Raw genomic sequence first — 24,312 nt, 5'->3', positions numbered from 1 at the left:
GGAGAAGAACATCGTGAGCCTCGACGCGCTGGAAACGCTGACGGCAGCTTGCCTCGTGCTGTTGCTCGGGCGGCAAATACTGGCTCGAACGCGAATACTGCGCACCTACAGCATCCCTGAGCCGGTGGCAGGCGGACTGCTCGTCGCGTTGCTGATCTTTGCGCTGCGCAGCCTTGCGCACATCGAAGTGCGCTTCGACAACGCCCTTCAATCGCCGCTGATGTTCGCCTTCTTCGCCACCATCGGTCTGAACGCCGATCTGGCGGCGCTGAAATCCGGCGGGCGGGCACTGATCGTCTTTCTCGGTGTCGTGGCGGGCTTGCTCGTCATGCAGGACGCGCTCGGTATCGCGCTTGCCTGGGCGTTGGGGCAAGAACGCATACTCGGCCTGCTCGGGGCGTCCGTGACGCTCTCGGGCGGCCATGGCACGGGCGCCGCGTGGGCCAAGGTGTTCGCCGAACGTCACGGACTGGCAGCGGCGACAGAAATCGCCATTGCTTGCGCCACCTTCGGCCTGATACTCGGCGGGTTGATCGGCGGACCAGTCGCGCGTTTCCTTATCACGCGCTATCGTCTCGTCCCCAGGCAGGCATCCGATGGCCCCGCAAGCGCCGCCGGTTTCGAGCAGCCCAAAGCGGTGCGCCCGATTACGGCGGACGCCGTCATCGAAACCGTCGCCCTGATTGCGGTTTGTCTCGCCGCCGGCTCGGCGCTCGCTTCCTGGTCCAACGGCACAGCGATCGAATTGCCCGCTTTCGTGTGGGTGCTGTTCGTCGGCGTCGTGTTACGCAACGTGCTCGCGATACGCGGCTGGTACGCGGTTTCCGAACTCGCCGTGTCGATGCTGGGCAACGTCAGCCTCAGTCTCTTTCTCGCGATGGCGCTGATGAGCCTGCGCTTATGGGACCTGGCCTCGCTTGCGCTGCCATTACTCGTGATCCTTGCCGTACAGTCAATTGCGATGGCCGTTTATGCCGTGTTCGTGACCTTTCGGGTCATGGGTCGCAACTATGACGCTGCGGTCCTCGCGGCGGGACATTGCGGGTTCGGCCTCGGGGCGACGCCGACAGCGATCGCCAACATGCAAGCCATCACTGAGCGGTTCGGCCCATCCCATCTGGCGTTTCTCGTCGTGCCGATGGTGGGCGCGTTCTTCATCGATATCGCTAACGCGATCGTCATCAAATTGTTCCTGCTGCTGCCGATCTACGGATAGATTCCCGCACTGCGATATCGGATAGGAACTTGCACCTCATTGAGCCAGGTTCGTGCGAATAGCCGACGCGATGTCGCGGCTCACTGCCGCAAGCGCACGATCGTGAGCTGCGACGAGGGCGTCATAGCCTTGACCCTGCACGGGTTCGTGTTCGAGCGAGCGTCCCACCACGGGCGCGATTTTTTTTGGCGGCCACACCGTCCACTGCGCTTCGACCGTGACCGCGTCGCCCGGCATCGAATCGAAGCGCATGACATCGACGCGCACGTGCCACGCCGGCGGCACGTCGGAGCCGGTATCGAACACGCTCACGCGTTCCGAGCCAAGCAATGCGCCCAGGTCCGCGGCGATTACGCGTGCGATATCGCCTTTCAACGGCTCGGCCCAGCGCGCGAATTCGTCGAGCGACACCTGGTTGCCGGCAACCTGCGTAACGATCTGCGGACGGTCGACCAGCTCCGGAATCGTGACCGGATTGACGACGACATGAAGCGGCATGGAGTTTCCGGCGCTCGTCAACGTCGCATCCGGTTTGAGCGTGTAGAAACGTGCGCTCGGCGAGCTGCCGCAGCCGCCGAGCACGGCCGCTACCAGCATGACAGTGAGGAAAGCGAGGGGACGTTTCACGGCTGGGTCTCCGGTTTGCCGCGAATCAGCGACTCCGGATGCCGCTCGAGATAATCGGCAAGCGTGCGGAAGGCCGCGGCGGTACGCGCCAGTTCTTGCATCGCGTCGCTGGTGTTCTGTTGCAGCGTCGAGCCAGGCTGCAACGCGTTGTTGGCCGAATCGAGCGCGGCATGGGCGGCGGCCAGCGTCGAGTCGGCTTGCGGTAGCACTTCGGAGTCGAGACGCAAGAGCAGCGCGTTCGCGCTTGCGAGCGTTTCCTGCGTATTCTTGCCGATTGCCTCGAACGGAATCGTGTTCAGCCTCGCGATCAGATGCGTCATGGAGTCCTGCAACGATTGCAACGCGCCCGGCGTGGTAGGCAGCTCCGGCGGGTTCGAAGCCCAGTCGATTTTGGCTTTCGGCGCATTGGGGAAGAAGTCGAGCGCGACATAGAGTTGCCCGGTCAGCAGGTTGCCCGTCCTCAACTGCGCGCGCAGTCCGTGCTCGACCAGGAAATCAGCCAGCTGGTGCGGGCGGTCGGTCAGACGTCCGCCCTTTTCGCCCGTCTGGTAACGCGAAGTGAAGCGCTCCGGGAAGAGATTGAATTCGACCGGAATACTGAACTGGCGGGTAACGGGATCGAAGCGCGTATAGATGCCGGTGACTTCGCCGACCACGATGCCGCGAAATTCGACAGGCGCCCCAACGGTCAAGCCCCGCACCGATTCCGTGAAGTCCACCATATACGGCTCGACGATGCGGTCGTGCCGCTTCAGCGCCTCGGTCTGGTTCTCGAACAGCGTGAATGCCGTGTTCGCGTCAGCCGTGGGCTGCGCGAGCGAGTCGTCCGGCGTTTCGAAGGCAAGCCCGCCGATCATGATGGACACGAGCGACTGCGTGTTCACGCGCACACCGTTGGTGTCCAGCGCAACGTCGATGCCGCTCGCGTGCCAGAAGCGCGTATCCCGCTTCACGAACCTGTCGTAAGGCGTGTTGATGAACGCGCGCAGCGTCACGCCCTTGCCGTCCGCATCGAGCTGATAGCCGGCAATTTGCCCAACCTGCAGACGGCGATAAAAGATCGGCGAACCGACATCGAGCGACCCCATGTCCGCGCTTTTCAGAACGAACTCGCGGCCGGGCGCGTTGCTCGAGAGAACCGGCGGCACCTCCAGGCCGACGAAGTCGCGGCGCCCCTTGTCGGAGTTGCCGACATCCATGCCGATGAAGGAGCCCGATAAGAGCGTGCTCAATCCCGAGACCGTCCCTCCGGAAATGCGCGGGCGCACGACCCAGAAGCGCGTATCGTCGAGAAGCAGCTTCGTTGCATCCTTGGTGATGTCGGCCGTCGCCACCACGCGCTTGCTATCGGGCGATAGCGTCACCGTGTTCACGACGCCGACATCGACGTTCTTGAACTTGATCTTCGTCTTGCCCGCCTCCAGCCCTTCGCCGGTCTCGAAGCTGATGGTGATCGTCGGCCCCCTCTCGATGACGGCTTTGACCGCGAGCCACCCGCCGATCAGCAACGCGACGATCGGCACGAGCCAAACGAGCTGCATGCGCCAGCGCGAACGCGTGGTGACGACCGCCTCGGGCAATTCCGGGGCATCAGGTTTTTGCTCGGGTCCTGGCATGATCTTGCTCCACTGCGTCCCAGATCAGGCGCGGGTCGAACGCCATCGCCGCGAACATGGTCAGTATGACCACCGCCCCGAATGCGATCGCCGCGCCGCCGGCCTGAATCGTCGCCAGTGCCTGGAACTGCACCAGGGCGACAAGCATCGTGATCACGTAGATGTCGAGCATCGACCAGCGCCCGACGAACTCGACCACGCGGTAGATGCGTGTGCGCTGCTCCGGTAGCCAGCGCGAGCCAAGCTGCGTCGAGATCGTCAGATACGCAATGGCGAGGATCTTGAGCATCGGCACTGCGATGCTCGCGATGAAGACGACGGCTGCAAGCGGCCACGAACCCGAAGTCCAGAGGTAGACGACCCCGCTCAGGATCGTGTCGTTCTGGGCGCCGAACAGCGAACTCGTGTACATCACCGGCAGCACGTTCGCGGGGATGTACAGCACCATGGCGGCGATCAGCAGGGCCCAGGTGCGCGAGAAACTCGCCGGCTTGCGCATATGCATCGCAGCGCCGCAACGCGGGCATGAGAACGCGTGGGCGTGGGCGGGCGCTCGCGCGAGCAGCCCGCAGTCGTGACATAGCACGAGCCCGCATTGCGCCGCCGTGACGGCGCCGCGGGGTAACTGCGCGCTCACGCCCTGCACACCGCCGCCGCCCACCTGCACAGCGGCGATGCGCAACCACAGTTGCCGCGTGTCGAACGCCGCGCCGGCGGCTGCCAATATCAGCATCAGCGCACCGAACGACCACAGCGCGGTCCCCACGACGACACTCGCAATGTGCGCGAGCTTGACCAGCGCCACGAGCAAACCGAGGATCAGCACTTCGGTCATTCCCCACGGCGCGGCCAGACGACTCAAGCGAAACACGAAAGCCGCGCCCCGGGGCACGTGGTTGAACCGCAGCGGCAGCAGCATCCAGAGCATGCTCAGCGTCTGCACCACGGGCATCAGGAACGTGGTCGCTAAAACGAGCCCGGCGATGGGCCACATGCCATCCCGGTAGAGCACGGCTACGGCGCCTAGCAGCGTCGTTTCGACAACCGTCCCGCTCACCGACAAGCCCACGATCGGATACAGGTTGGAGACGACAAACAGCACGGCCGCCGCCAGCGAAAGGGCAAGCGAGCGATCCAGGCCGGCGGTGCGGTTCCGGTACAGCTCGGCATGGCAGCGCCAGCAGCGCAGCACGCCGCCGGGCGGCACCGCGACCTCGCGCTGCAGGAGATCGCATTCGTGGCAGGCAATGAGATTCGCGCGGCTCATCGCGGCGTCTCCGCGATCGGCTCGGGCGCTACCGGCGGCTGCCCGCCCGGCGGCGGCGCGATCATGCGCTCCGCCTGAACGACCCATCCCCCGCCCATTGCCATGTAGAGGTTGACGAGGCTCGTGAACGTCGTGCTCTGCGTCTGCGTGTATTGCAACTCCGCGCTGAAGAGGCTCCGCTCGGCGTCGAGCACGTCGATATAGCTCGTGTAGCCGCCTTCATATCGCATCCGCGCGAGCCGCAAGTAGGTGCGCAGCGCATCGACCTGCTTGCCCTGGATGTCCAGTTGCTCGCGCGACTTCTGGAGCGCGATCAGCGCATCCTCGACCTGCTGGAAGGCGACCTGAATGGCCTTTTCATACGCGAAGAGCGCTTCCTGCTGCCGCGCCTCGGCCTGATGAACCTGCCCCGTGATGTTGCCGCCGGTAAAGATCGGCTGCCTGACCGCCCCGGCGAACGACCAGACCTTCGCAGGCCCGGTGAGGAGGTTCGAAAACTGCGAGCTGACCGAACCGAATAGCCCGGTAAGCGAAATCGACGGGAAATACAGCGCGCGCGCCGCGCCGATCAGCGCATTCTGCGCGATCAGGTTCTGTTCGGCCTGCTGCAAGTCGGGCCGGCGTTCGAGCAGGTCAGACGGCAGGCCTGCGGGCACGGCGGGCGTGCCCAGCGCGGCCAGCGCGCGGCCGCGCAGAATCGGCCCAGGGTTGCGTCCGAGCAGCACTGACAGCGCATCTTCCTGTTGCGCAATCTGCGTTTCGAGCTGCGGAACCGTCGCCGCCGTCGCCTCATATTCGGACTGGCTCTGCGCGAGCTCCATTTGCGACATCTGCCCGCCTTTGAAGCGCAGCTCGAACACGTGGACCGAGTCGGCACGGCTCCCGGTCGTGTCCTGCGCGATTTCGAGCTGCCGGTCGAGGCTGCGCAGCGCGATATACGACGAGGCAACGGAAGCCACGAGCGTCAGGATCGTCGCGCGGCGGCTCTGCTCGCTTCCGAGCAGGTTCGCGCGCGCGGCCTCGGTCTCGCGTCTTACCTGGCCAAACAGGTCGATGTCCCACGCTGCCGAGAGGCTCGGTTGAAACTGGTTGTAAACCGGACCGACGCCAGCGGGCAGCGGCACAGCAGCGCTCTTCGAAGCACGCTGGCGCGACGCGTCGAACCCCGCGCTGACTTGCGGAAACAACGCGGAGCGCGTGCTCACGAACTGGCCGAGGAATTCATCGACGCGCGCCGTCGCAACCTTGACGTCCAGGTTGTTCGCGAGCGCTGTCTCGATCAGCTCGTTCAGCACGGGGTCCTGGAACTGCTCCCACCATGCCGTGTTAGCGACATCGGCCGCATCCTTGTACTCGAAACGGTACGACGGCGGCACGTCCACCTTCGGCCGCACGTAGTCGGGGCCGAGCAGGCAGCCGCTTAACCCGAGCAGCAGGATAGGCGCGATGAGGCGCGCAAGCGCGGCGCGGCGCATGTCAGTCGTCCTCTCGCCGCGCGGACAGTGTGACGTGCGGCGAACCGGGGCCGCCCGGCGCCGGCGGCGCCTCGCCGGGCGTGCCGGAACCCGGGCCGGGTGTCTGCGTGCCGCTCTTCGAGCGCGACGCCATCGACTCGAGCAGGTAATAGAACATCGGAATGAAGAACACGGCGATGGCCGTTGCACCCAGCATCCCGCCGATCACGCCCGTGCCGATCGAATGGCGGCTGTTGGCCGACGCGCCGAGCGCGATCGCGAGCGGCACGCAACCGAGGATGAACGCGAGCGACGTCATGATGATCGGGCGCATGCGCTCTTCGGCCGCGGTCAGCGCCGCGTCGTATGGCGACGCGCCCGTCTCCCGGTTCAGCACCGCGAACTCGAAGATCAGGATTGCGTTCTTCGCGGCGAGCGCGACCAGCATCGTCAAGCCGATCTGGAAGTAGACGTCGTTATTGAGCCCGCGCAGCAGGATCGCGAGCAGCGCGCCGAACAAGGCGAACGGCACCGCCATCAGCACACCGAACGGCAACGACCACTTCTCGTATTGCGCGGCAAGGATCAGGAACACCATGACGATCCCGAACACGAACACGAGGCCCGACTTTCCGCCGGATTGGCGCGCTTCAAACGCTTCGCCGCTCCAGCCGGCCACGTAACCGGGCGGCATCTGAGCGGCGAGGTCCTCGAGCGCGCCGATCACCTGGCCCGAGCTGTAGCCGGGCGCCGCGTTGGCCGTGACCTTGACGGCCGGGAAATTGTTGAAGCGCGTCACCAGGTCGGGGCCCGTGATGAACCGGTAGTTCATCACGGCCTTGATCGGCACCATGTTGTTGGTCCTGCTGCGCACGTAGATCTGATCGAGGTCGCGCGGCGTGAGCCGATACTGCGGCTCCGCTTGCAGGATGACCTGCCAGAGACGGCTGTCGCGGTTGAACTGCGACACGTAGAGCGAGCCGAACATTGTCTGCATCGCGCTGTACACCTCGTCGATCGGCACGCCGAGCGTTTCCGCCTGGTCGCGGTTGACGTCGGCCAGCAGTTGCTGCGAAGAAGCGTTGAAGGTCGAAGTGACGCCGGCCAGTTCCGGCCGCGCCTTCGCCTTCTGCACGAAATCCTGCACGACGCCGGCAAGCTGCGAGATGGAGCCGTCGCCCTGACTCTCGATCCACATCTCCGTGCCGCCGGTAGTGCCGAGCCCCGGTATCGACGGCGGATTGACCGGAATGACGATGCCCTCCTGAATCCTGGAGAGCGTCTCATACGCCTTGATCAGTACCGCTCGCGCATTCTGTGTTTTGATGTTCGAGAACTTGTAGCGCTCGTCGAAACCCTTCAGCCCGACAAAGAAGGTGCCTGCATTGTTTTTGTTCTGGCTGTCGAGCAGGCTGAAGCCATTCACCATCACGACACTGCTGACGGCTTCCTGCTTCATGAAATAGTCGGTGACGCGCCGCCCTACGTCACCCGTGCGATCGAGGCTCGCTGCGTCCGGCATGATCACGGCCCCTAGCAAGTAGCCCTGATCCTCCGGCGGCAGGAATGCGCCCGGAATGGTCTTCAGCATCACTACCGCAAGCGCGATCATGCCGGCAAACAGTAGCAAGGCGGTCACAAAGTGCTTGATGACGAACCTGACCGCATGCGTGTAGCCGGCCGTCATCCGGGCTAGCACCTTGTCGAACCACCGGAAGAAGCCTTTCTTCTCGTGATGCGTGCTCTTGAGCAGCAACGCGGCAAGGGCGGGCGACAGCGTCAGGGCCACGACGCCCGAGATCACCACCGAGATCGCAATCGTGAGCGCGAACTGCCTGTACAACTGTCCGGTAATGCCTCCGAGAAACCCCACCGGCACGAACACGGCGCACAGGACAAGCGTAGTTGCCACAATCGGCCCAGAGATCTCGTCCATGGCCCGTTTCGCGGCATCCCTCGGGCCCAGCCTGTGCACGCTCATGTTCCTTTCGACGTTTTCGATCACGAGGATCGCGTCGTCCACCACGATGCCGATGGCGAGCACCATGCCGAACAACGTCAGCATGTTGATTGAAAAGCCAAGCAACAGCATGAACATGGAAGTGCCGACAATGGAGACGGGCACCGCCAGAATCGGAGTCAGCGTCGCGCGCAGGTTCTGCAGGAACACGAAGACCACGATCACGACCAGCACGAGCGCTTCGAAGAAGGTGTGCACGACGTCTGTAATCGACGCTCGCGTGAAATCGGTCGTGTCCATCGCGATGTCGTAGTCGAGACCCTCCGGAAACGACTTCTTCAGTTCCTCGAGTCTCGCGCGCACCTGCTTCGAGACGTCGAGCGCATTCGCTCCCGGCTGCTGATAGACCGCGATGATGGTAGCCGGCTTGCCCTGGAACGTGCTGCGGTTCGCGTAGCTCTTCTGCCCCAGTTCGGCCCGGCCGACGTCCTTCAGACGCACGATCGCCGCGCCGTTGCTCGCCGCGCGGAGGATGATGTTGTCGAACTCGGCCGGCGTGGCGAGACGCCCAGGGCTTGTCACGGCAAACGATTGTTCGACCGGACTGCCGGTCGGCGACTGGCCGATGCTGCCCACCGCGAACTGCTGGTTCTGGCTGGCGACTGCACGCTGCACGTCGCCAGCCGTGATGCCTAGTTGCGCCATGCGATCCGGCTTCAGCCAGATTCGCATCGCGTAGTCCGGCGTGCCGAAGATCGATGACTGGTTCGCGCCGCCGATGCGCTTGATCGAATCGAGCACATAGATGTTCGCGTAGTTGGCAATATAGGTCGGATCGAAGCGCTGGTCCGGCGAGTAGATCGCGATGACCATCATGAACGCGTTCGATTTCTTCTGGACCTGGACACCCTGGGCTTGCACCGACTGCGGCAATTGCGGCAGTGCGAGGTTCACGCGGTTCTGCACGTCGACCTGCGCGAGTTCCGGATTGGTGCCGATCTCGAAGAAAACGTTAAGCGTCACATTGCCCGTGGACGAGCTGGACGAGTACATGTAGATCATGTTGTCCGCGCCGTTGACCTGCTCCTCGATCGGCGCCGCCACGTTGTTGGCCACGACCTCGGCGCTGGCGCCCGGGTAGGTCGCGGATACCGTCACCTGCGGCGGCGTGACGTCCGGATACTGGGCGACAGGCAACGCGAACATCGTCAACGCACCGCCGAGCGTGATGACGATGGAGATGACCGAGGCGAAAATCGGCCGGTCGATGCAGTAGTGGGAGATGTTCATGGGCTCTGCTCGTTACTGCGCCGCGCCGCTCGATTCTTTGGCGTCGGCCGGCTTCCCTTCGGGGACCGCGGCTGTCGTATTCGTCTGTTCGACGACGGTCTTGCCGCCGGCTTCCGTCGACGCCACTGTGCCGACGATTTTCAGCGGCGCGTCGGGCGCGACCCGGATTGCGCCGTCCACCACGACGCGCTCGCCGGACTTCAGGCCATCCGAAATGAACCAGTTGTCGCCATTCCAGTCGCCCGCTTCCACCACGCGCTGATGCGCCTTCGACTCGCTGTCCACGACCCACACATAGTGGCTTCGCGCGCCCTGCAGCACCGCGCGCTGCGGAATCAGAATCGCATCGGGCCGCGTCGCACCCGACACGCGCGCACGCACAAACTGTCCAGGGCGCAACAAGCCATTCGGGTTATCGAGTACCGCCCTCACGAGAAACGTCCCGGTCTCGGTGCTGAACGCCGGATTGGCGAAGCTGATCTTGCCGCGCTCCGGAAACTCGGAGCCGTCGGCGAGCACCACCGTCACGACGAACTCGCTGTTAGGCGGAAAGCGCAATTTTCCGGCGCGAATCTGGTCCTGATAGCGGAGCATCTCGTTCTCGGAGATGCTGAAGTTCACCCACATGGGATCGAGCTGGTACACGTACGTCAGCAGCCCTGCTGCGGTGGCCGTGACGTAGCTGCCATCCTGCTGCCGCGCATAGCTCGCGAGGCCGTTCAGCGGCGATTTGATCGTCGTGTAGCCGAGGTTGAGCTGCGCGCTCTGGACCTGCCCTTGGGCGGAGATCACCGCGGCGGCGGCCTGCTGCTCGTTGCCGACCGCGTCGTCGAGATCCTTCTGGCTCAACGCGTTCTGTGCGGCAAGCGGCCTGACCCGCGCGAGGTTCTGCCTCGCTACCATGAGCCTCGCCTGCTGCTGCGCCAGCTCGCCCTTTGCCGTCTGCAAGGCGGCTTCGAACGGCTTGGGGTCCATCAGGAACATCGTCTGCCCAGTCTTCACCGTCTGGCCTTCGACGTAGGTCCGCTTGTCGAGAAAGCCGTCCACGCGGGCGCGAATCTCGACTTCCCGGGAGCTTTGGGTCTGCGCGGTGAATTCGAAGTCGACTGGGGTATCGCGTGCAGTGACGGTCATGACCGTCACCTCGGGGGCGCCGAGCGCCGGCGGCCCGGAAGGTTTCTTGCAGCCGCCGAACAACGATAGCGCTGCTGCCACGACCATCAAGGGCAACGCGCCTCGCGCCTGCCCAACTACGCCGCGCCGCAACTTCAAGGCGAGCGGCGGCTGCCAAAGGACGCGATAAAGAGCCAGTGCGGGTTTCATCGGACGCTCCTCGAAACTACATCGCCGTGCAGTCTCCGAATAACACCAGCGCGTCATGGCGATTCGCCAGGGTCAAGGTGATCTCCCCGTCGTTCGTATCGAGCACGACGGTCCATGCATGGTCGAGCTCGGTGCCTTGCATGAGAATCTGGCCCTGTGCTTTGTTCATGGAGACGATCGGCGTCGCGCGAATGGGTCCCGAAATGATTTTTTTAGTGAAATCGATGGACAGGAAACGCGGTGCGCCCAGATCCGCAGGCAGCGCGCGCTCGCAGGCAAAACCGGGATCGCAGGCGTGGCCTTCGATCGTCGCGCAAAGCAGCGGCTTGCTGCCGTCGAAATCGCCGGCCCACGCGCTTGCGCAACTCAGCAAGAAGATCGCCGCTAATCCCGCAGTTTCGAACCTGTTCACGATTGCGCACCTCCAATCGGCTACGACGCTACTGGCTGGTGTAGCCTCGACCGTTCATGCATGCAGTCACAGCCCGAGTGAATGTCGAGAGCTGCATCGAGGTGTTTTGCTGCATGGACTGCTGCTGTTGGCTGGCCGCTTCCTCACGCCGCCGCATCCGCATGCCGGAACCTACCGTTCCGGTCAGTGCACCGATTGCCGCACCCTTGCCCGCATCACCGGCAATCGCGCCAACCGCGGCGCCGAATGCGGCGCCCCCTGCTGCGCCTCGCACCAACCCGCCCTGCGGCTGCTGGGGAGGCTGCTGGTACTGCGAGCGCTGCGCGAGCGCGACGGGATCGACACCCGTCGTCTGCGTCGCCCATACCTGGCACTCCGCGGTATCCGTTTGCTGCTTCTGTGGACTCTGCCCTTTCGCTGGGTAGAAGATCGGCTGCTGCGCGGATGCCGCGCCGGCAAACACGAGCGCTAGCGCGCCCGCGGCAATCGCTGCGACCCGCCAACTTCCTGCCGTCTCGCGGACTTCGGACCGCGCACGCTCCAGTCGATTACGCGCCGCCGCCATGAGCTGCCCCATTTCCTTTCACCCATTCGATTTGGTTTCCGAATCAATTTCCATCCGTTCTTTTCGTCGACGGGAACGCAAGCTTCACTTGTTCAGCCGCGTAATCTTCGACCCTCTCAACCCGATCCCGGCCATCAATCCCTTTTGATCGAAAATGAAGGCATAGATATCGGATTGGAGCGTCGCAGTCGTTACGTTCTTCGCTGCGCCCTGGTCGCCAATCACGACGGTCGGCGCCATGCCGACTTCGAATCCCGAGCTTGTTTTCAGTTCGCTTAGCGCGGAATCCGACATGAACATCATCACGTAGCCATACTTTTGGACCCCAGCCTGGAGACCATATGTGACTGACGTCGTCGCGTAATAGCCCGTGACCTTGCCGTTCTCGATCAACTCGCCCGTACCATGCGAAGCGCCGGCGATGAAGCCCGCCCTCACCACGCTCGGAAAGATGAGGATGCCTTTGGCCTTGTCGCCCAGTTCCTGCGCCTTCGGCGTGGCGCCGTACAAGCTCGCCAGCGCAGCCTGGCAATCCTGGTCGAGCACCGGATCGGGCGATTGTGCCGACGCATCTGACGCCGGCGGAGGTTGCCCGGTCGAGCACGCCGCACCCACGGCGACTAGCGAGATCATCGCAATCTTGCGAACGAAATGGATCATGATGTGCACCCCAACGAATGGCGGCCGCCCGATTCAAGCCGCACGGCAACCGCGGCAACAGAGCTAAGACCGATGCCATCAAGTTTGGTAGCCGGGTGTACCGAAGACAATGAGACTTTGGTCCCATATCGCCCGGTTGGCAGCGAACTCAAGGCGCCGGCGCAATGCCCAGCGCAGTCTGCACGGTCTTGATCAGAATCGAGTCGTTGAAAGGCTTACGCAGATAGGCCACGGCGCCAGAAGCCAATGCCTGGGCGCGCACGCCCACGTCGTCATAGGCAGTAATCAGGATGACGGATATGCCGCTGCCGCCCAGGCGGCGCTGGACTTCGAGCCCGTTCATGCCGGGCATCTGGATGTCGAGAATCACGCAGCCCGGGCGATATGAGGGCATGGACGAAAGCATGTCCAGAAAGTCGTCGCCGCTCGAAAACGTGTCCGCCCCGATTCCAACGGAATGCAGCAAACGCTTGATAGCCCGGCCCACCGAATCGTCGTCGTCGACAACCGCAACGAAAGGTTTGAGATTGCCCATTATGAGAAGTCCGAATCTGGCGGTTGCCCGCGTAACCGCAATCCCGCAGATTCAGGCTACTCAGCGCGCGGCAAAACCGATATAGGACTTTGGTCCACGTGTACGCCGGAACGGTCTGCTCGACGATTCAATGCAGCGTTCGCGTTTGCCCGGGCGCGCCGATGCCTGCCTTGTCGGCAAAGTGGATCAGATCGGCCAGCGAATGTGCGCCCATTTTCTCCATCACGCGGGCACGATGAATCTTGATCGTCTTCTCGGCAATACCTAGCTCGCCGGCGACCTGCTTGTTCAGGCGGCCGGTGACGACGAGCGCCATCACTTCGCGCTCGCGCGGTGTCAGGCGGCAAAGCCGCAATCGAATGTCCGCCAGCTCCTGCCGGCGCTCGAAAATCTCACGGGCCCGCTCGAGCGCGCGTTTGACTACTTCGAGCAAAACCGTGTCACGTACCGGTTTGGTCAGGAAGTCGGTTGCGCCAGCCTTCATGGCATCGACGGTTGCGCCGATGTCTCCGTGGGCCGTGACGAAGATGATCGGCAAGCTCATGTTCAATTCGCGCTGCACCTCGAGTCCGTTCAAATCCGGCAACTGCAGGTCCAGCACGACGCACGCCGGACCGGCCGACAGGTCGGCGCAATCGAGAAATGCGTGCGCGGATTCAAAAACTTCGGCCTGATATCCGGCCGAGCGCAGCAGACGCGCGAATGCGCGGCAAACGCCGGCGTCATCGTCGACGACAAACACTCGGGAAGCAGAATCACTCATGGTGGTCCTCACGTCCGGTTCGGTCTCTCTGTATCCTCGGTCGGCAACGATATATAAAACGTTGCGCCTCGCTCGTCGTTGTTCTCCGCCCAGAGCCGGCCACCGTGGGCCACCACGATACTACGGCTAATCGACAGACCCAGCCCCAGACCATGCGGCTTCGAGGTGAAAAACGGCTTGAATATCTTGTCCATCTGGTCCACCGTCAATCCCTGCCCGCGGTCCCGAACGGCTATGCGCACCGTCGCGCCGGGCTCCGCCGCGACCTCGACGTCGACCACGCGATCGGCAGCAGGACACTCGTACATGGCGTCGAACGCATTGAGCAGGAGATTGAGCACCACCTGCTGCAACTGGACTTTGTCGCCGCGCACGGCGCGCAAACCCGCAGCGATGTCGACCCTCGTCCGAATCCGGCGTACGACCGCGTCGCTGTGCAGCAGCATGACCACGTCGCGAACCACGCTCCCGACATCGACCGGCTGCAGCTCCACATCGCCCTTCCTGACGAGCGCCCGCATCTTGCGAATAATCTCGCTCGCCCGGCAATTGTCCGCGACGATGTCCTTCAAGGTTTCCTGCACCTCGGGGACGTTGATCGGGTCCGCGTCCATGAAGCGCTGCGCCGCCTGGGAATTGCTCAGAATCGCGGTGAGCGGCTGGTTTAGTTCGTGGGCGAGCGAGCCAGCCAGCTCGCCGAGCGCGGAGATGCGCGTCAGATGCGCCAGTTCCTGGCGGTTGCGATGGAGCTCGTATCGTTCGCTTCGATCCACGATGACTGCGAGCAGCGTCGGTACGCCGTCAAGATCGCATTGACGCGTCGCCACCTCGGCGGGAATTTCCGTCCCGTCGTGGCGCTTCGCCGAGAAGGTTTGCATGGTGGGCACGGCCAAGACCCCTGGGTCCGGCAAAGCGTTGCTCGCCGCCGCACGCAAGCCGGCATGCTGCAGCTCGGATATCAGCAAACTGACCGACATTCCGGTCAAGTCTTCGATCCCGTAGCCAAACAACTCCCTTGCCTTCGCATTCGAGAATTCGATTTTTCCGGACTGGCCGATACCCACGATCGCGACTGGCACGAATTCCAGCGCGGTATGCATTGGGGCTGTCACGTCACTGGCCTGGTCATTTGGCCTCGTGCGTTTGACGAGCGATGGCAGGCGCTCGGCCGCGCTTGCCGCCAACCGGAGCGCCGGACGAATGGCCGCTCGCGAACCGGAGAGCAGCTTGCCCGCCTGAAATTCATACTTGCGCCCGGCACTGAACAACGTGAGCATCTCACGTGCGTCGGGATAGGACGCCTTGTCCAAAGCGCGCATTTGCCCAGGCACGTTGACGCTGCAAATACGCGGCCGCGAACGAGATATCCATTGCACAGCACATTCATGTAAACACCACACGAACGTAGCGGCGATCGCAGCCAGAACAACCTCGTAATCGGGCAAGGCAAGATGCACGGCGAATTTCCCCTGCCATCGCGCGGCATAAAGGTCGCCAAAATGCTCAACGTCGCGCCAAGCGGCAGTTGCACTCGAAAGGAGTTAACCGGATGTGCGTCGCGGCTGACGCGAGCGCCCATCCTTCTCAAGGCATCGATCTATTCTGATTCTTGAGTCGAAGTGGCCATCTATATGAACATGCAGCAGATACGACTTGATGGTAGTCACTTTTTTTCCTGTTGCCCGACATATTTTCGCAATCGCTTCCACTTATCGATCCGATACTTCAAAATCCAGTATGACTATATTTTTGCTTAATTCCGGAGCGGGGGAACTTCCATTTGCGTGCGCGAAACCCTCCCCTTGAAAAAATGCTTGCGCCGCAACGGATAACGCGTCCCTTTTCCTAAGATGGATGGCGCTGCGTCGCAGCTATCTCGCGCAGCTGACATAAGCGCGATGCGAATCGTGATAGGGAGCGCCTCCGCCGTCCGTCAATGACACGACATGGTGAAGCCTGCGCCCGCCGAAAGTCGAGGACCAGTACCCTAGTTGCCCTCCCCATCCATACACGCCTCCGGGGTAACGCTTGTCACCCTTCGAAGCGACGATTGCGTAACCGCCGTGAAGATGCTCAGGGCCATTGGCGTAGCTGACCAGCGCTTTGAGCTCGTCGGCGGAAGGCAGACGCATTTGGCGCTCCAGACAATGGTGAACCGCCTCGTCGTACGTATAGCTACCCACTGCGGTACCGCTGATTGAATCGCGCTTGACTCTACGATACAAGCTGGCCTTACCGCTCTCTACCTCAGGCGCAGGAGGAGTGAAGCAGAGTGGTGTACGCAGTGCGAGGTCCTTGCTGCTCGCGACGGGGTAATTGCCCGGTGGCAAGCAAATGCTGCCGGCCGGACGTTCAGGGAGCTGCGCGTGTGCTCGGTCCGGTGCAATAGCCAGAGCTATTGAGGCCACTCCCACCAACAGCGCACTCACCGTGCGCCTTATGCAGCCACCCGTACTCCCGGCCTCTTCGGCGAGGCCGGCGAATCTGAAATTGCCCATGATCTGCACTCCAATTGGCCGTGCTGCGTTTGCTGCAACCGCAGGCCCGCAGATTCAGGCTAATAGGTGTGAGTCGGAATCGAAATAGGACTTTGGTCCATCGACGCCTGTTCCAGTTCGGAGGTTTCTCGCGCTCAAACAAAAGCCGACCCCTACGCACGCCCCCGCATGGCCTGATTTCGTCTTCCGGCGTAAATCACTGTTCGCCTTACACATAGTCCGGTAACGGGCAGAATGGCAATCGCCGGCAATCACAGGATTTCCGAGCAAAATAGCGAAATTCGCATCATCTGCGCCCAAAATGACCTTCTGGGCCACCTCGACCGAACTTTCCAACAGCGACTTTGGATACTCCTTCGCCTCCAGGCCGCAATGGATGCCGATGCAATCAGGTGCAGGAATCGGTATGGCGTGCGCAAAAGGGTGGTCGGCCACCTGCGTATAAGCGGCTGATCCGTTAGCGAGTGGCGGGCACAATCGCCCCTGCCCGCTGCCGCTTCACCCTATACCCCACCCACATCGCCAGCAGCCAGACCGGCACCAGCCAGACGGAAACCGACAAGCCCGGCGTCATCGCCAGAATCACCAGGATCATCGCCATAAACGCGAGGCAGATCCAGTTGCTGATCGGGAACCAGAACGATTTGAACACCAGCTTCTCCCCCGCCTGCACCATCGCCTTGCGCGACTTCAGATGCGTGAGACTGATCAGCGCCCAGTTCAACACCAGCGCGGCCACGACCAGCGCCATCAGCAAGCCGAGCGCTTCGGCCGGAATCAGGTAGTTGACGATCACGCAGGTGAACGTCGCCAGCGCCGACAAGCCAATCGCCAGATACGGCACGCCGCGGCGATCCACCTTCATCAGCGCGCGCGGCGCGTTGCCCTGCTCCGCGAGGCCATACAGCATGCGGCTATTCGCATACACGCCGCTGTTATAGACCGACAGCGCCGCCGTCAACACCACGATATTGAGGATATTCGCCGTGAGCGTCGAGCCGATCTGCGAAAAGATCATCACGAACGGACTGCCGCCTGCGGCCACCTGATTCCACGGATACAGCGAGAGCAGCACCACCAGCGAGAGGATGTAGAAAAGCAGAATCCGGTAGATCACCTGATTCACCGCTTTCGGGATGCTCTTGCGCGGCTCGTCCGCCTCGGCCGCCGTAATGCCGATCAGTTCCAGACCACCGAACGAAAACATGATCACAGCCAGCATCATGAAGAGGCCATGGAAACCGTGCGGGAAGAAACCACCGTCGGCCCAAAGGTTCTTGATCGACGCCTGCGGACCACCGTGACCGCTGATCAGCAGATAACCGCCGAACAGGATCATGCCGATCACCGCCACCACCTTGATGATTGCGAACCAGAACTCGGTTTCACCGTAGGCCTTCACGTTGGCCAGATTGATCGCGTTGATGCCGACAAAGCACACCAATGCCGACACCCAGGTGGGGACGGTCGGCCACCAGAAATGCACGTAAGTGCCGACGGCCGTCAACTCGGCCATGCTGACCAGCACGTAGAGCACCCAGTAATTCCAACCGGACAGGAAGCCTGGGAAGTCGCCCCAGTACTTGTATGCGAAGTGACTGAACGAGCCGGCCACCGGCTCTTGCGCGACCATCTCGCCGAGTTGCCGCATGATCATGAACGCGATGATGCCGCCGATCGCATAGCCAAGAATCATCGACGGCCCCGCCGCCTGCAACACGCTCGCCGAGCCGAGGAACAGGCCGGTGCCGATCGCCCCGCCCAGCGCGATCAACTGGATATGACGGTTCTTGAGCCCGCGTTTCAGGCCGTCTTGCTGCTGTGGACTATTCAAAATTGCGCCCCAGTGTATGGATGTCCGTCAGCCGGGCAAACTTATGGTTTGGCCCGGCAAAGCCGGAAATTCTAGCCTGTATCGCGCGGCCCACATACTGGGAGGAACCCGTGGGGCATTCAGGGCGGTGTTGTTGTGTGGTTTGCCTGCGCGGCGCTTTTGGTGGTTTGCCTACGGCGTTGGGCTTTCCTTGTATGCTTGGTGGTCTGGTTGCCTGCGGCGCTTGTCGTTGTTCGTACGGCGTTGGCCTTTCCTTGTTTTCTTATCGGTCTATTAGCTTCGCCCCTGTGCGGGGCGGCACTTACTTTCTTTGCCGCCGCAAAGAAAGTAAGCAAAGAAAGCGGGCTGACAACCGCTAGCTCGTAGGTGTCCACCACTCAGGTCAACACGGAATGGTCCGCACGAGGACCTGCCCTCGCATCTCCCCCGTTAGTGACAAAGGGCTCATCCACCCCACTCCGCACTGCATGCGTCGCGGATGGGTATGCCGGGGAAAACGGGTCTGCCTGGGTTCGTGGCAAGTGGTGCGGTCGCGCAGCAGCGCCAGGAACAACGGGATGGACGCCTCCTCACCCGGCTAGTTCACGGCGCATGATGAGCGACGTAGTCGGCATGCCGCCGACGCCAGCGTACCGACAGTGAGCAAAGCCCGAGATCGTTGGAATACCTACAGAGTATGCAGAAAGCGTTGTGCCCTTCGGCGGGGCGCGAAGCGCGACGCTGGAACGGATGAGTCCTTTGTCACTCAGTTAAGTGGTGCGAGGGCCGGTCTTCGCGCGGACCACTCCGGGTTGGCCTAAGTGGTGGACACCTACAGGCTGGCGGTTGTCAGCCCGCTTTCTTTGCTTACTTTCTTTGCGGCGGCAAAGAAAGTAAGTGCCGCCCCGCACAAGGGCAAAGCTAATAGACCGATAACAAAGCAAGGAGAGGCCAACACCCCAGGAACAACAACCAAAGCGCCGCGCAGGCAAAAAACACTATCTACACTCCCTGCGGCCCCCCCTCGAGCCGCGCCGCAGGCGACCCCACAATAATCCCAGCCTGCACAAGAAACGCACCCGCCGCCGCTACGAGACAAACCTCCACGCCCCAGTGTCCGCTAATCGCGGTACCCAGCAGCGCGCCAAGCGGCCGCGCGCGATACGTCGCCGTACCGTTGATGGCCGATACGCGCCCCATCATCCCGTCAGGCGTGATCGCCTGCCGCAAAGTAGTCGACCCGACCACCCAAAGGATCGGCCCCACCCCAAGCAGAAAAAAACTCAGCATCGCTAACCAGAATGACGGCACGACCAACGTCGCCACCATCGCCAGCGAAGCAAGCACTCCGCAGAACGGACCAATGGTCAACACCCGTCCAAACCTCAACCGCCCGGCAATCGCAGGTGCCGCCAGCGCACCGCACACCATGCCGATGCCATAGGCACCCAACGTCACACCCACCGCAGAAGCCGTCAGCCCGAGCCGGTGCACCGCGTACGGAACGTACACCGCCTGCAGCATGAAGAAGCCGAGATTGAAAAATACTGCCGTCGCAATCATCGGACGCAGCAACGCATCGCGCAGCACAAAGCGGGCGCCGTCGCGCAGTTCACGCAGGAAATGTCGTTGGCCGGTCTGCGCGCGCGGCGGTTCGCGCAGGCCGGCCAGCAGCGCGACGGCCAATGCCGACAAGCCGGCTGCGCAGCCATACGCCCACCCCGCGCCGATCCAGCCCACCAGCATCCCGCCCAGCGCCGGCCCCGCCGAATACGCGGCGCTGCGCGCCAGTTCCAGCCGTCCATTCGCAACAGCGAACGACTCGCGCGGCACGAACGACGGCACCAGGGACGGCGCCGCCACGTTATACGCCACCGTGCCCGTTGCGCCGAGGCAGCCGAGTGCTGCGAGCCATGGCAAGGTCAACCCGTGCGTCATGACCAACAGCAGCACGCCCAGCATCGCGAGCACACGCATGCCTTCCGCGAGGGCCATCAAGGTTTTTCGGGAACGGCGGTCGGCCCAGACGCCGAACGGAATCGACAGCAGCAGAAACGGCAGGGTCTGCGCCGTCTGCAGCAAGCCGGTCTCATGCGCATTCGCGCCTAGCGCGAACACGGCGACGAGCGGCGCGGCCGCAAGGCTGATCTGCTCGGCGGATTGCGCAACGAGATTCGACCACGCGAGCCGCTGGAACGCGGCCGGTAGTCTGACGGCGGAATGTGGGATCGGCAAACGCATCGATGACCTCCTGGGAATGTGAGGTCATCGTCGCCGTTTCAGACGGGCGTTACGCTCCGCTTCTTGCTCTGTTATTGATGTGGCTTGCTGAAATTCAGATCGCAGACATCAGGCGCTCAAGGCGCATACGACGACGCCATGCCGCTTTCGAGCCCATGATCGAGTGTAGTACGAATGATCGACAGCCCACGCGTCAGCGCCTCGCGCGACGGCGCGCCGGTCATACAAACCCGGATCGCATGCGGTGCGGCGTTGCGCCCGATCACGAAGCTGTCCGCCGTCTTGACGAGCACGCCCTCGTGGCGCAGCGCCGCCGCGAATTCGGCCGCGCGCCACGGTTCGGGCAGCGGCAGCCACAGATGCGAACTGGTCGCCGCATGCCGGTAGGTCACGCCATCGAGCACCTCGCGCGCCACCTCGTGCTGCGTTTCGATGTGCGCGCGCTGCAAGCCATTCAGGCGCTCCATTTCGCCGTTCTCGATCCAGCGCGACACCACTTCGGCCATCAACGGCGCGGTCATCCAGCAATCGCTGCGGATCACCGCGGCAATCTTCGAACACCACGCGGGCGGCGCTTGCAGATAACCGACCCGCAGCCCCGGCGCGACCGATTTCGATAAACCCGCGATCAGAAACGACTGGTCCGGCAGACGCGTGGCGAGCGGTTCGGGCGGCGCGTCGAGCAGCATGGCAGGCACTAGGTCTTCGATCAGCAGTACGCCATGCTGTTGCAGAGTCGCGGCGACGGCATCGCGCCGCTCGCCCGACATCGTCGCGGTGGTCGGATTGTGGATGGTAGGGACGCAAAAGATGGCGCGCGGGTGCAGCGACTTGCAGGCCAGTTCGAGCGCAGCGGGCACGAGCCCCTCGGCGTCGATCTCGACGCCGACCAGATGCAGCCGCAGTTGCCGCGCCAACGCGATGATCCCCGGGTAGCTGACGACTTCGGCCAGCACGGTGTCCCCCGGCCGCGCAACCGCCCGCAGCACCGACGCCAGCGCATGCTGCGCCCCTTGCGTCACCAGCACGCGCGACGCGCTCGCCGGACTGCCGGCGCGACCGAGCCACGCGGCGCCCGCCAGCCGATGCCGCATCGAACCCGCTTCCGGCGCGTATTGCAGCAGTTCGGCGGCAAGGCGTTCGTCGTTGGCAATTTCGCGCAGCGTGGCACATAGCGCGGCCGCTTCGCCCGTCGACTGCGGCACGTTCTGGCCGAGATCGATCAGCGCCGGCGCCGACGGCATCCCGGGTCGCAGCGCACCGTTCACTGCGGCGCCTGAAGACATCTCGCGAGCGCGGGCCTGCGCCACATAGGTGCCGTCGCCGACGCGCGCATTGGCGAGCCCCTGGCGCTCCAGCTCGGCATAGGCGCGGCTGATCGTGCCGGTGGTCACATGCAGTTCGCTTGCGAGCGAGCGGTGCGGCGGCAGTTTTTCGCCGGCCGGCAGTTGGCCGTTGAGGATCGCCTGCGCAAAAGCACGCGCAATGACCTGATATTTTGGATCGCTGCCCGCTTCGATCCTGGGCAGCCACGCGTTCATCGCCATAGTGCGACGGTCTCCTTCTTGCTGGCATGCATGCCATGGGTGTCATTAACATGATACGCATTCAATATCATGAAATTGCATGCAGTCATTTACTTTAATTGAAGCGATTGAGTTGCTTGTTTCGGCTCCATAGCATGACGTCATTCCGAATTCAATCGTGCCGCCTCGATGCGGCACTGCGGCATCCCCCCAGGAGCGCCCTATGAGCCGTGAGACACCTCGTATCAGCCGGATCGACATCACGCATCACCAGCTCGAGCTCGATCCGCCATTCCCAGCCTCCTGGGATAGCCAGCCGCGGCGCAAATTTCCCGCCACCATCGTGCGTGTCCACGACGACGCGGGCCACGTGGGCATCGGCTCCGGCGATGCGATGTACGGCTTTGCGGACTACCAGCACCTGTTCGTCGGCACCGACCCGCTCGATCTCGCGCGCCATAGCGCCGTGCTCGACAACATCGGTTTTCACGCCGGCCGCCCATGGCCGCTCGATATCGCGCTATGGGATCTGGCCGGCAAGATTCGCGGAGAGCCCTGCTGGAAGATGATGGGTGGACGCAGCAAGCGGATTCGCGCCTACGCGTCGAGCGGCGTGCATCGCCATCCCGACGAGATGGCGAAGATGGCGCTGCAAGTTGCCGCACGCGGCTTCCCGGCGCTGAAGATCCGCTTCGGCCGCCCGAGCCTCGCCGACGATTTCACGGCGCTCGCCGCCGTACGCGAGGCAGTGGGCAACCGGCTCGAACTGATGGTGGACTGCAACCAGGGCTGGCGCATGCCGTGGGACACCGCCGCGCCGTGGACGGTGAGCGAGGCGCTCGAAGTCGCCCGCGAACTCGAAAAGCAGGACGTCTACTGGATGGAAGAGCCGCTGCATCGCGGCGACTACGACGGCTACGCCGCGCTACGCCGCAGCACCACGCTGCGCATCGCCGGCGGCGAGATGACGCGCGAGCGCTACGAGTTCGATCAGCTACTCGCACGCGACTGCCTCGACGTGTTTCAACCCGACGTCGCGTGCTCGCTCGGCATGGAAGGGCTGCGCAAGCTGGCCCAGGCGGTCGAAGCGCGCGGCAAGGTCTTCACCCCGCACACCTGGGGCAACGGTATCGGCCTCGCCGCCAATCTGCACCTGACAGCGGGCGCCGCGTCGGCGCCGTTCATCGAGTTTCCGTATGACCCGCCGGAATGGTCGATCGAGCGGCGCGACTTCATGTTGACGCAGCCGATCGACGTCGACAGCGAAGGTTGGCTCACGCTTTCCGATGCGCCCGGCCTCGGCCTGACGCTTGACGAAGCCGTGCTCGCCGCCACACAAAGCTCTCGCAGTACGTACGCCTGACGCCTCGGCCAAGGCACACATCAAAGCCAATAAAAGGAGACAGACAATGCAGATGAAACCCTGGATGCGCGCCGCGTGTCTCACGCTCGCCGCAAGCACCCTCTTCCCGGCCGCCGCGCACGCCGGCACCTGGTGTTCGAGCGGCAAGCCGGTGCGCTTTGCCGGCGTCACATGGGAAAGCGGTTCATTCACCACCGAAGTGCTGCGCTACATCGCCGAGAAAGGCTACGGCTGCAAGACCGACACGGTGCCGGGCAGCACCGCCGCCACCGAAACGGCGCTCTCGCGCAACGATCTGCAGGTCTGGGGCGAACAGTGGACCGGCCGTTCGGAGATCATCGCCAAGGGCGTCGCGGACGGCCAGGTGAAGCTGGTCGGCGACACGCTGCCGGGCGGCACCAACGAAGGCTGGTACGTGCCGGAATACGTCGTCAAGGGCGATCCGGCGCGCGGCATCAAGCCGGCTGCACCGAACCTGGCCTCGGTCGCCGATCTGCCGAAGTACAAGGATCTCTTTGAGGACGACGAAGAACCGGGCAAAGGCCGCTTCCTGAACTGCCCGGCCGGCTGGGACTGTGAGCGCGTCAACTCGCGCCTGCTGAAAGTGCTCAAGCTTGACGACAACTACACGAACTTCCGCCCCGGCACCGGCGCGGCACTCGACGCAGCGATCTCGTCGGCCTATCAGCGCGGCAAGCCGATTTTGTTCTACTACTGGGAACCGGCTGCGTTGATGGCAAAGTACAAGTTCGTGCAACTGAAGATGCCGCCGTTCAATGCCGATTGCTGGAAGACGCTGCGCGCCGACAACAGCAGCTCGCAATGTGCGTCGTCGTATCTGGTGTCGCATCTGAAGATCGGCGTGTCGACGCCGTTCTATCAGGCCGAGCCTGAGATGATGGCAGCCTTCGGCAAGGTCAGCTTCTCGATGGACTTCCTGAACCAGACTATTCTCGAGATGACCAGCAAGAAGATCGACGGTCAGACGATGGCCAAACAGTTCCTTCACGACCATCCGGAAATGTGGAAACCGTGGGTCTCGAACGACGTTGCCCAGAAAGTTCAGGCCTCGCTCACAGGCGCCTGATCTGCGGCGAAGTCACGACGCTTTGTGCTGAACGGGAGGCGCGGCGCGTCTTCCGCGCGTCTTCCGTTTACGCGCATCGGAGGTTTGATCATGCAT

At 63.1% G+C, this 24,312-nt stretch carries 18 protein-coding genes; 3 read left to right on the top strand and 15 right to left on the bottom strand.

The genetic code is table 11. The features are described from left to right. Positions 1-13: 13 nt before the first annotated feature. Positions 14-1,216, top strand: a complete 1,203-nt coding sequence (gene gltS / locus AC1ECK_RS31335; protein WP_480326259.1) for a sodium/glutamate symporter — start codon at positions 14-16, stop codon at positions 1,214-1,216. A 36-nt stretch (positions 1,217-1,252) separates the two neighbouring features. Here the strand turns inward: gltS and AC1ECK_RS31330 are convergent, their stop codons facing one another. The 15 genes from AC1ECK_RS31330 to AC1ECK_RS31260 form a co-directional block, all read right to left on the bottom strand. Continuing rightward, a complete protein-coding gene (locus AC1ECK_RS31330) occupies positions 1,253-1,843 on the bottom strand; it encodes a PqiC family protein (RefSeq protein ID WP_480326257.1) in 591 nt (196 codons plus the stop codon). Continuing rightward, positions 1,840-3,459, bottom strand: coding sequence for a PqiB family protein (locus AC1ECK_RS31325; protein WP_480326255.1), 1,620 nt, complete (start codon positions 3,457-3,459; stop codon positions 1,840-1,842). The genes AC1ECK_RS31330 and AC1ECK_RS31325 overlap by 4 nt, the downstream gene beginning before the upstream one ends. Further along, positions 3,434-4,726 carry a paraquat-inducible protein A gene (locus AC1ECK_RS31320; RefSeq protein ID WP_480326253.1) on the bottom strand — a complete coding sequence of 431 codons (1,293 nt, stop codon included), beginning with the start codon at positions 4,724-4,726 and terminating at the stop codon, positions 3,434-3,436. The genes AC1ECK_RS31325 and AC1ECK_RS31320 overlap by 26 nt, the downstream gene beginning before the upstream one ends. Further along, entirely contained in the window at positions 4,723-6,201 is a 1,479-nt protein-coding gene (locus tag AC1ECK_RS31315; protein WP_480326251.1) for an efflux transporter outer membrane subunit, read from the bottom strand. Before AC1ECK_RS31315 ends, AC1ECK_RS31320 begins: the two co-directional genes overlap by 4 nt. 1 nt (position 6,202) lies before the next feature. Next, on the bottom strand, positions 6,203-9,430 hold the full coding sequence (locus tag AC1ECK_RS31310; RefSeq protein ID WP_480326249.1) for an efflux RND transporter permease subunit: 3,228 nt from the start codon (positions 9,428-9,430) through the stop codon (positions 6,203-6,205). Positions 9,431-9,442: 12 nt separating this feature from the next. After that, on the bottom strand, positions 9,443-10,651 hold the full coding sequence (locus tag AC1ECK_RS31305) for an efflux RND transporter periplasmic adaptor subunit (RefSeq protein WP_480326409.1): 1,209 nt from the start codon (positions 10,649-10,651) through the stop codon (positions 9,443-9,445). 118 nt (positions 10,652-10,769) lie between these two features. Then, positions 10,770-11,165, bottom strand: a complete 396-nt coding sequence (locus AC1ECK_RS31300; protein ID WP_480326247.1) for a hypothetical protein — start codon at positions 11,163-11,165, stop codon at positions 10,770-10,772. A gap of 28 nt (positions 11,166-11,193) precedes the next feature. After that, positions 11,194-11,742, bottom strand: a complete 549-nt coding sequence (locus AC1ECK_RS31295) for a glycine zipper family protein (protein ID WP_480326245.1) — start codon at positions 11,740-11,742, stop codon at positions 11,194-11,196. 72 nt (positions 11,743-11,814) lie between these two features. Further along, the gene (locus AC1ECK_RS31290) at positions 11,815-12,390 is read right to left on the bottom strand and encodes a lipid-binding SYLF domain-containing protein (RefSeq protein ID WP_480326243.1); all 576 of its coding nucleotides are present in this window, start codon (positions 12,388-12,390) and stop codon (positions 11,815-11,817) included. A gap of 148 nt (positions 12,391-12,538) precedes the next feature. After that, complete coding sequence (locus AC1ECK_RS31285) at positions 12,539-12,925, bottom strand: response regulator transcription factor (protein ID WP_480326241.1); 387 nt, start codon at positions 12,923-12,925, stop codon at positions 12,539-12,541. A gap of 127 nt (positions 12,926-13,052) precedes the next feature. Then, entirely contained in the window at positions 13,053-13,688 is a 636-nt protein-coding gene (locus tag AC1ECK_RS31280; protein WP_480326239.1) for a response regulator transcription factor, read from the bottom strand. A gap of 8 nt (positions 13,689-13,696) precedes the next feature. Next, positions 13,697-15,145 carry a PAS domain-containing sensor histidine kinase gene (locus AC1ECK_RS31275; RefSeq protein ID WP_480326237.1) on the bottom strand — a complete coding sequence of 483 codons (1,449 nt, stop codon included), beginning with the start codon at positions 15,143-15,145 and terminating at the stop codon, positions 13,697-13,699. Between the two features lie 1,498 nt (positions 15,146-16,643). After that, positions 16,644-18,020, bottom strand: a complete 1,377-nt coding sequence (locus AC1ECK_RS31270) for an amino acid permease (RefSeq protein ID WP_480326235.1) — start codon at positions 18,018-18,020, stop codon at positions 16,644-16,646. Between the two features lie 981 nt (positions 18,021-19,001). Next, complete coding sequence (locus AC1ECK_RS31265; protein WP_480326233.1) at positions 19,002-20,240, bottom strand: MFS transporter; 1,239 nt, start codon at positions 20,238-20,240, stop codon at positions 19,002-19,004. Between the two features lie 116 nt (positions 20,241-20,356). Further along, complete coding sequence (locus tag AC1ECK_RS31260; protein ID WP_480326231.1) at positions 20,357-21,787, bottom strand: aminotransferase-like domain-containing protein; 1,431 nt, start codon at positions 21,785-21,787, stop codon at positions 20,357-20,359. Positions 21,788-21,989: 202 nt separating this feature from the next. Here AC1ECK_RS31260 and AC1ECK_RS31255 point away from each other — a divergent pair, with 202 nt between their 5' ends. Together AC1ECK_RS31255 and AC1ECK_RS31250 are read left to right on the top strand one after the other, a co-directional pair. Beyond that, the gene (locus AC1ECK_RS31255; RefSeq protein WP_480326229.1) at positions 21,990-23,129 is read left to right on the top strand and encodes a mandelate racemase/muconate lactonizing enzyme family protein; all 1,140 of its coding nucleotides are present in this window, start codon (positions 21,990-21,992) and stop codon (positions 23,127-23,129) included. 46 nt (positions 23,130-23,175) lie between these two features. Then, positions 23,176-24,216 (top strand): ABC transporter substrate-binding protein, encoded by a 1,041-nt coding sequence (locus AC1ECK_RS31250; protein WP_480326227.1) that lies wholly within the window; start codon positions 23,176-23,178, stop codon positions 24,214-24,216. Positions 24,217-24,312: the final 96 nt, after the last annotated feature.

Source organism: Paraburkholderia sp. SSBN10T (assembly GCF_056619545.1).
The sequence above is the reverse complement of the archived record's forward strand: the minus strand, read 5'-3'. Positions and strand labels throughout refer to the sequence as shown.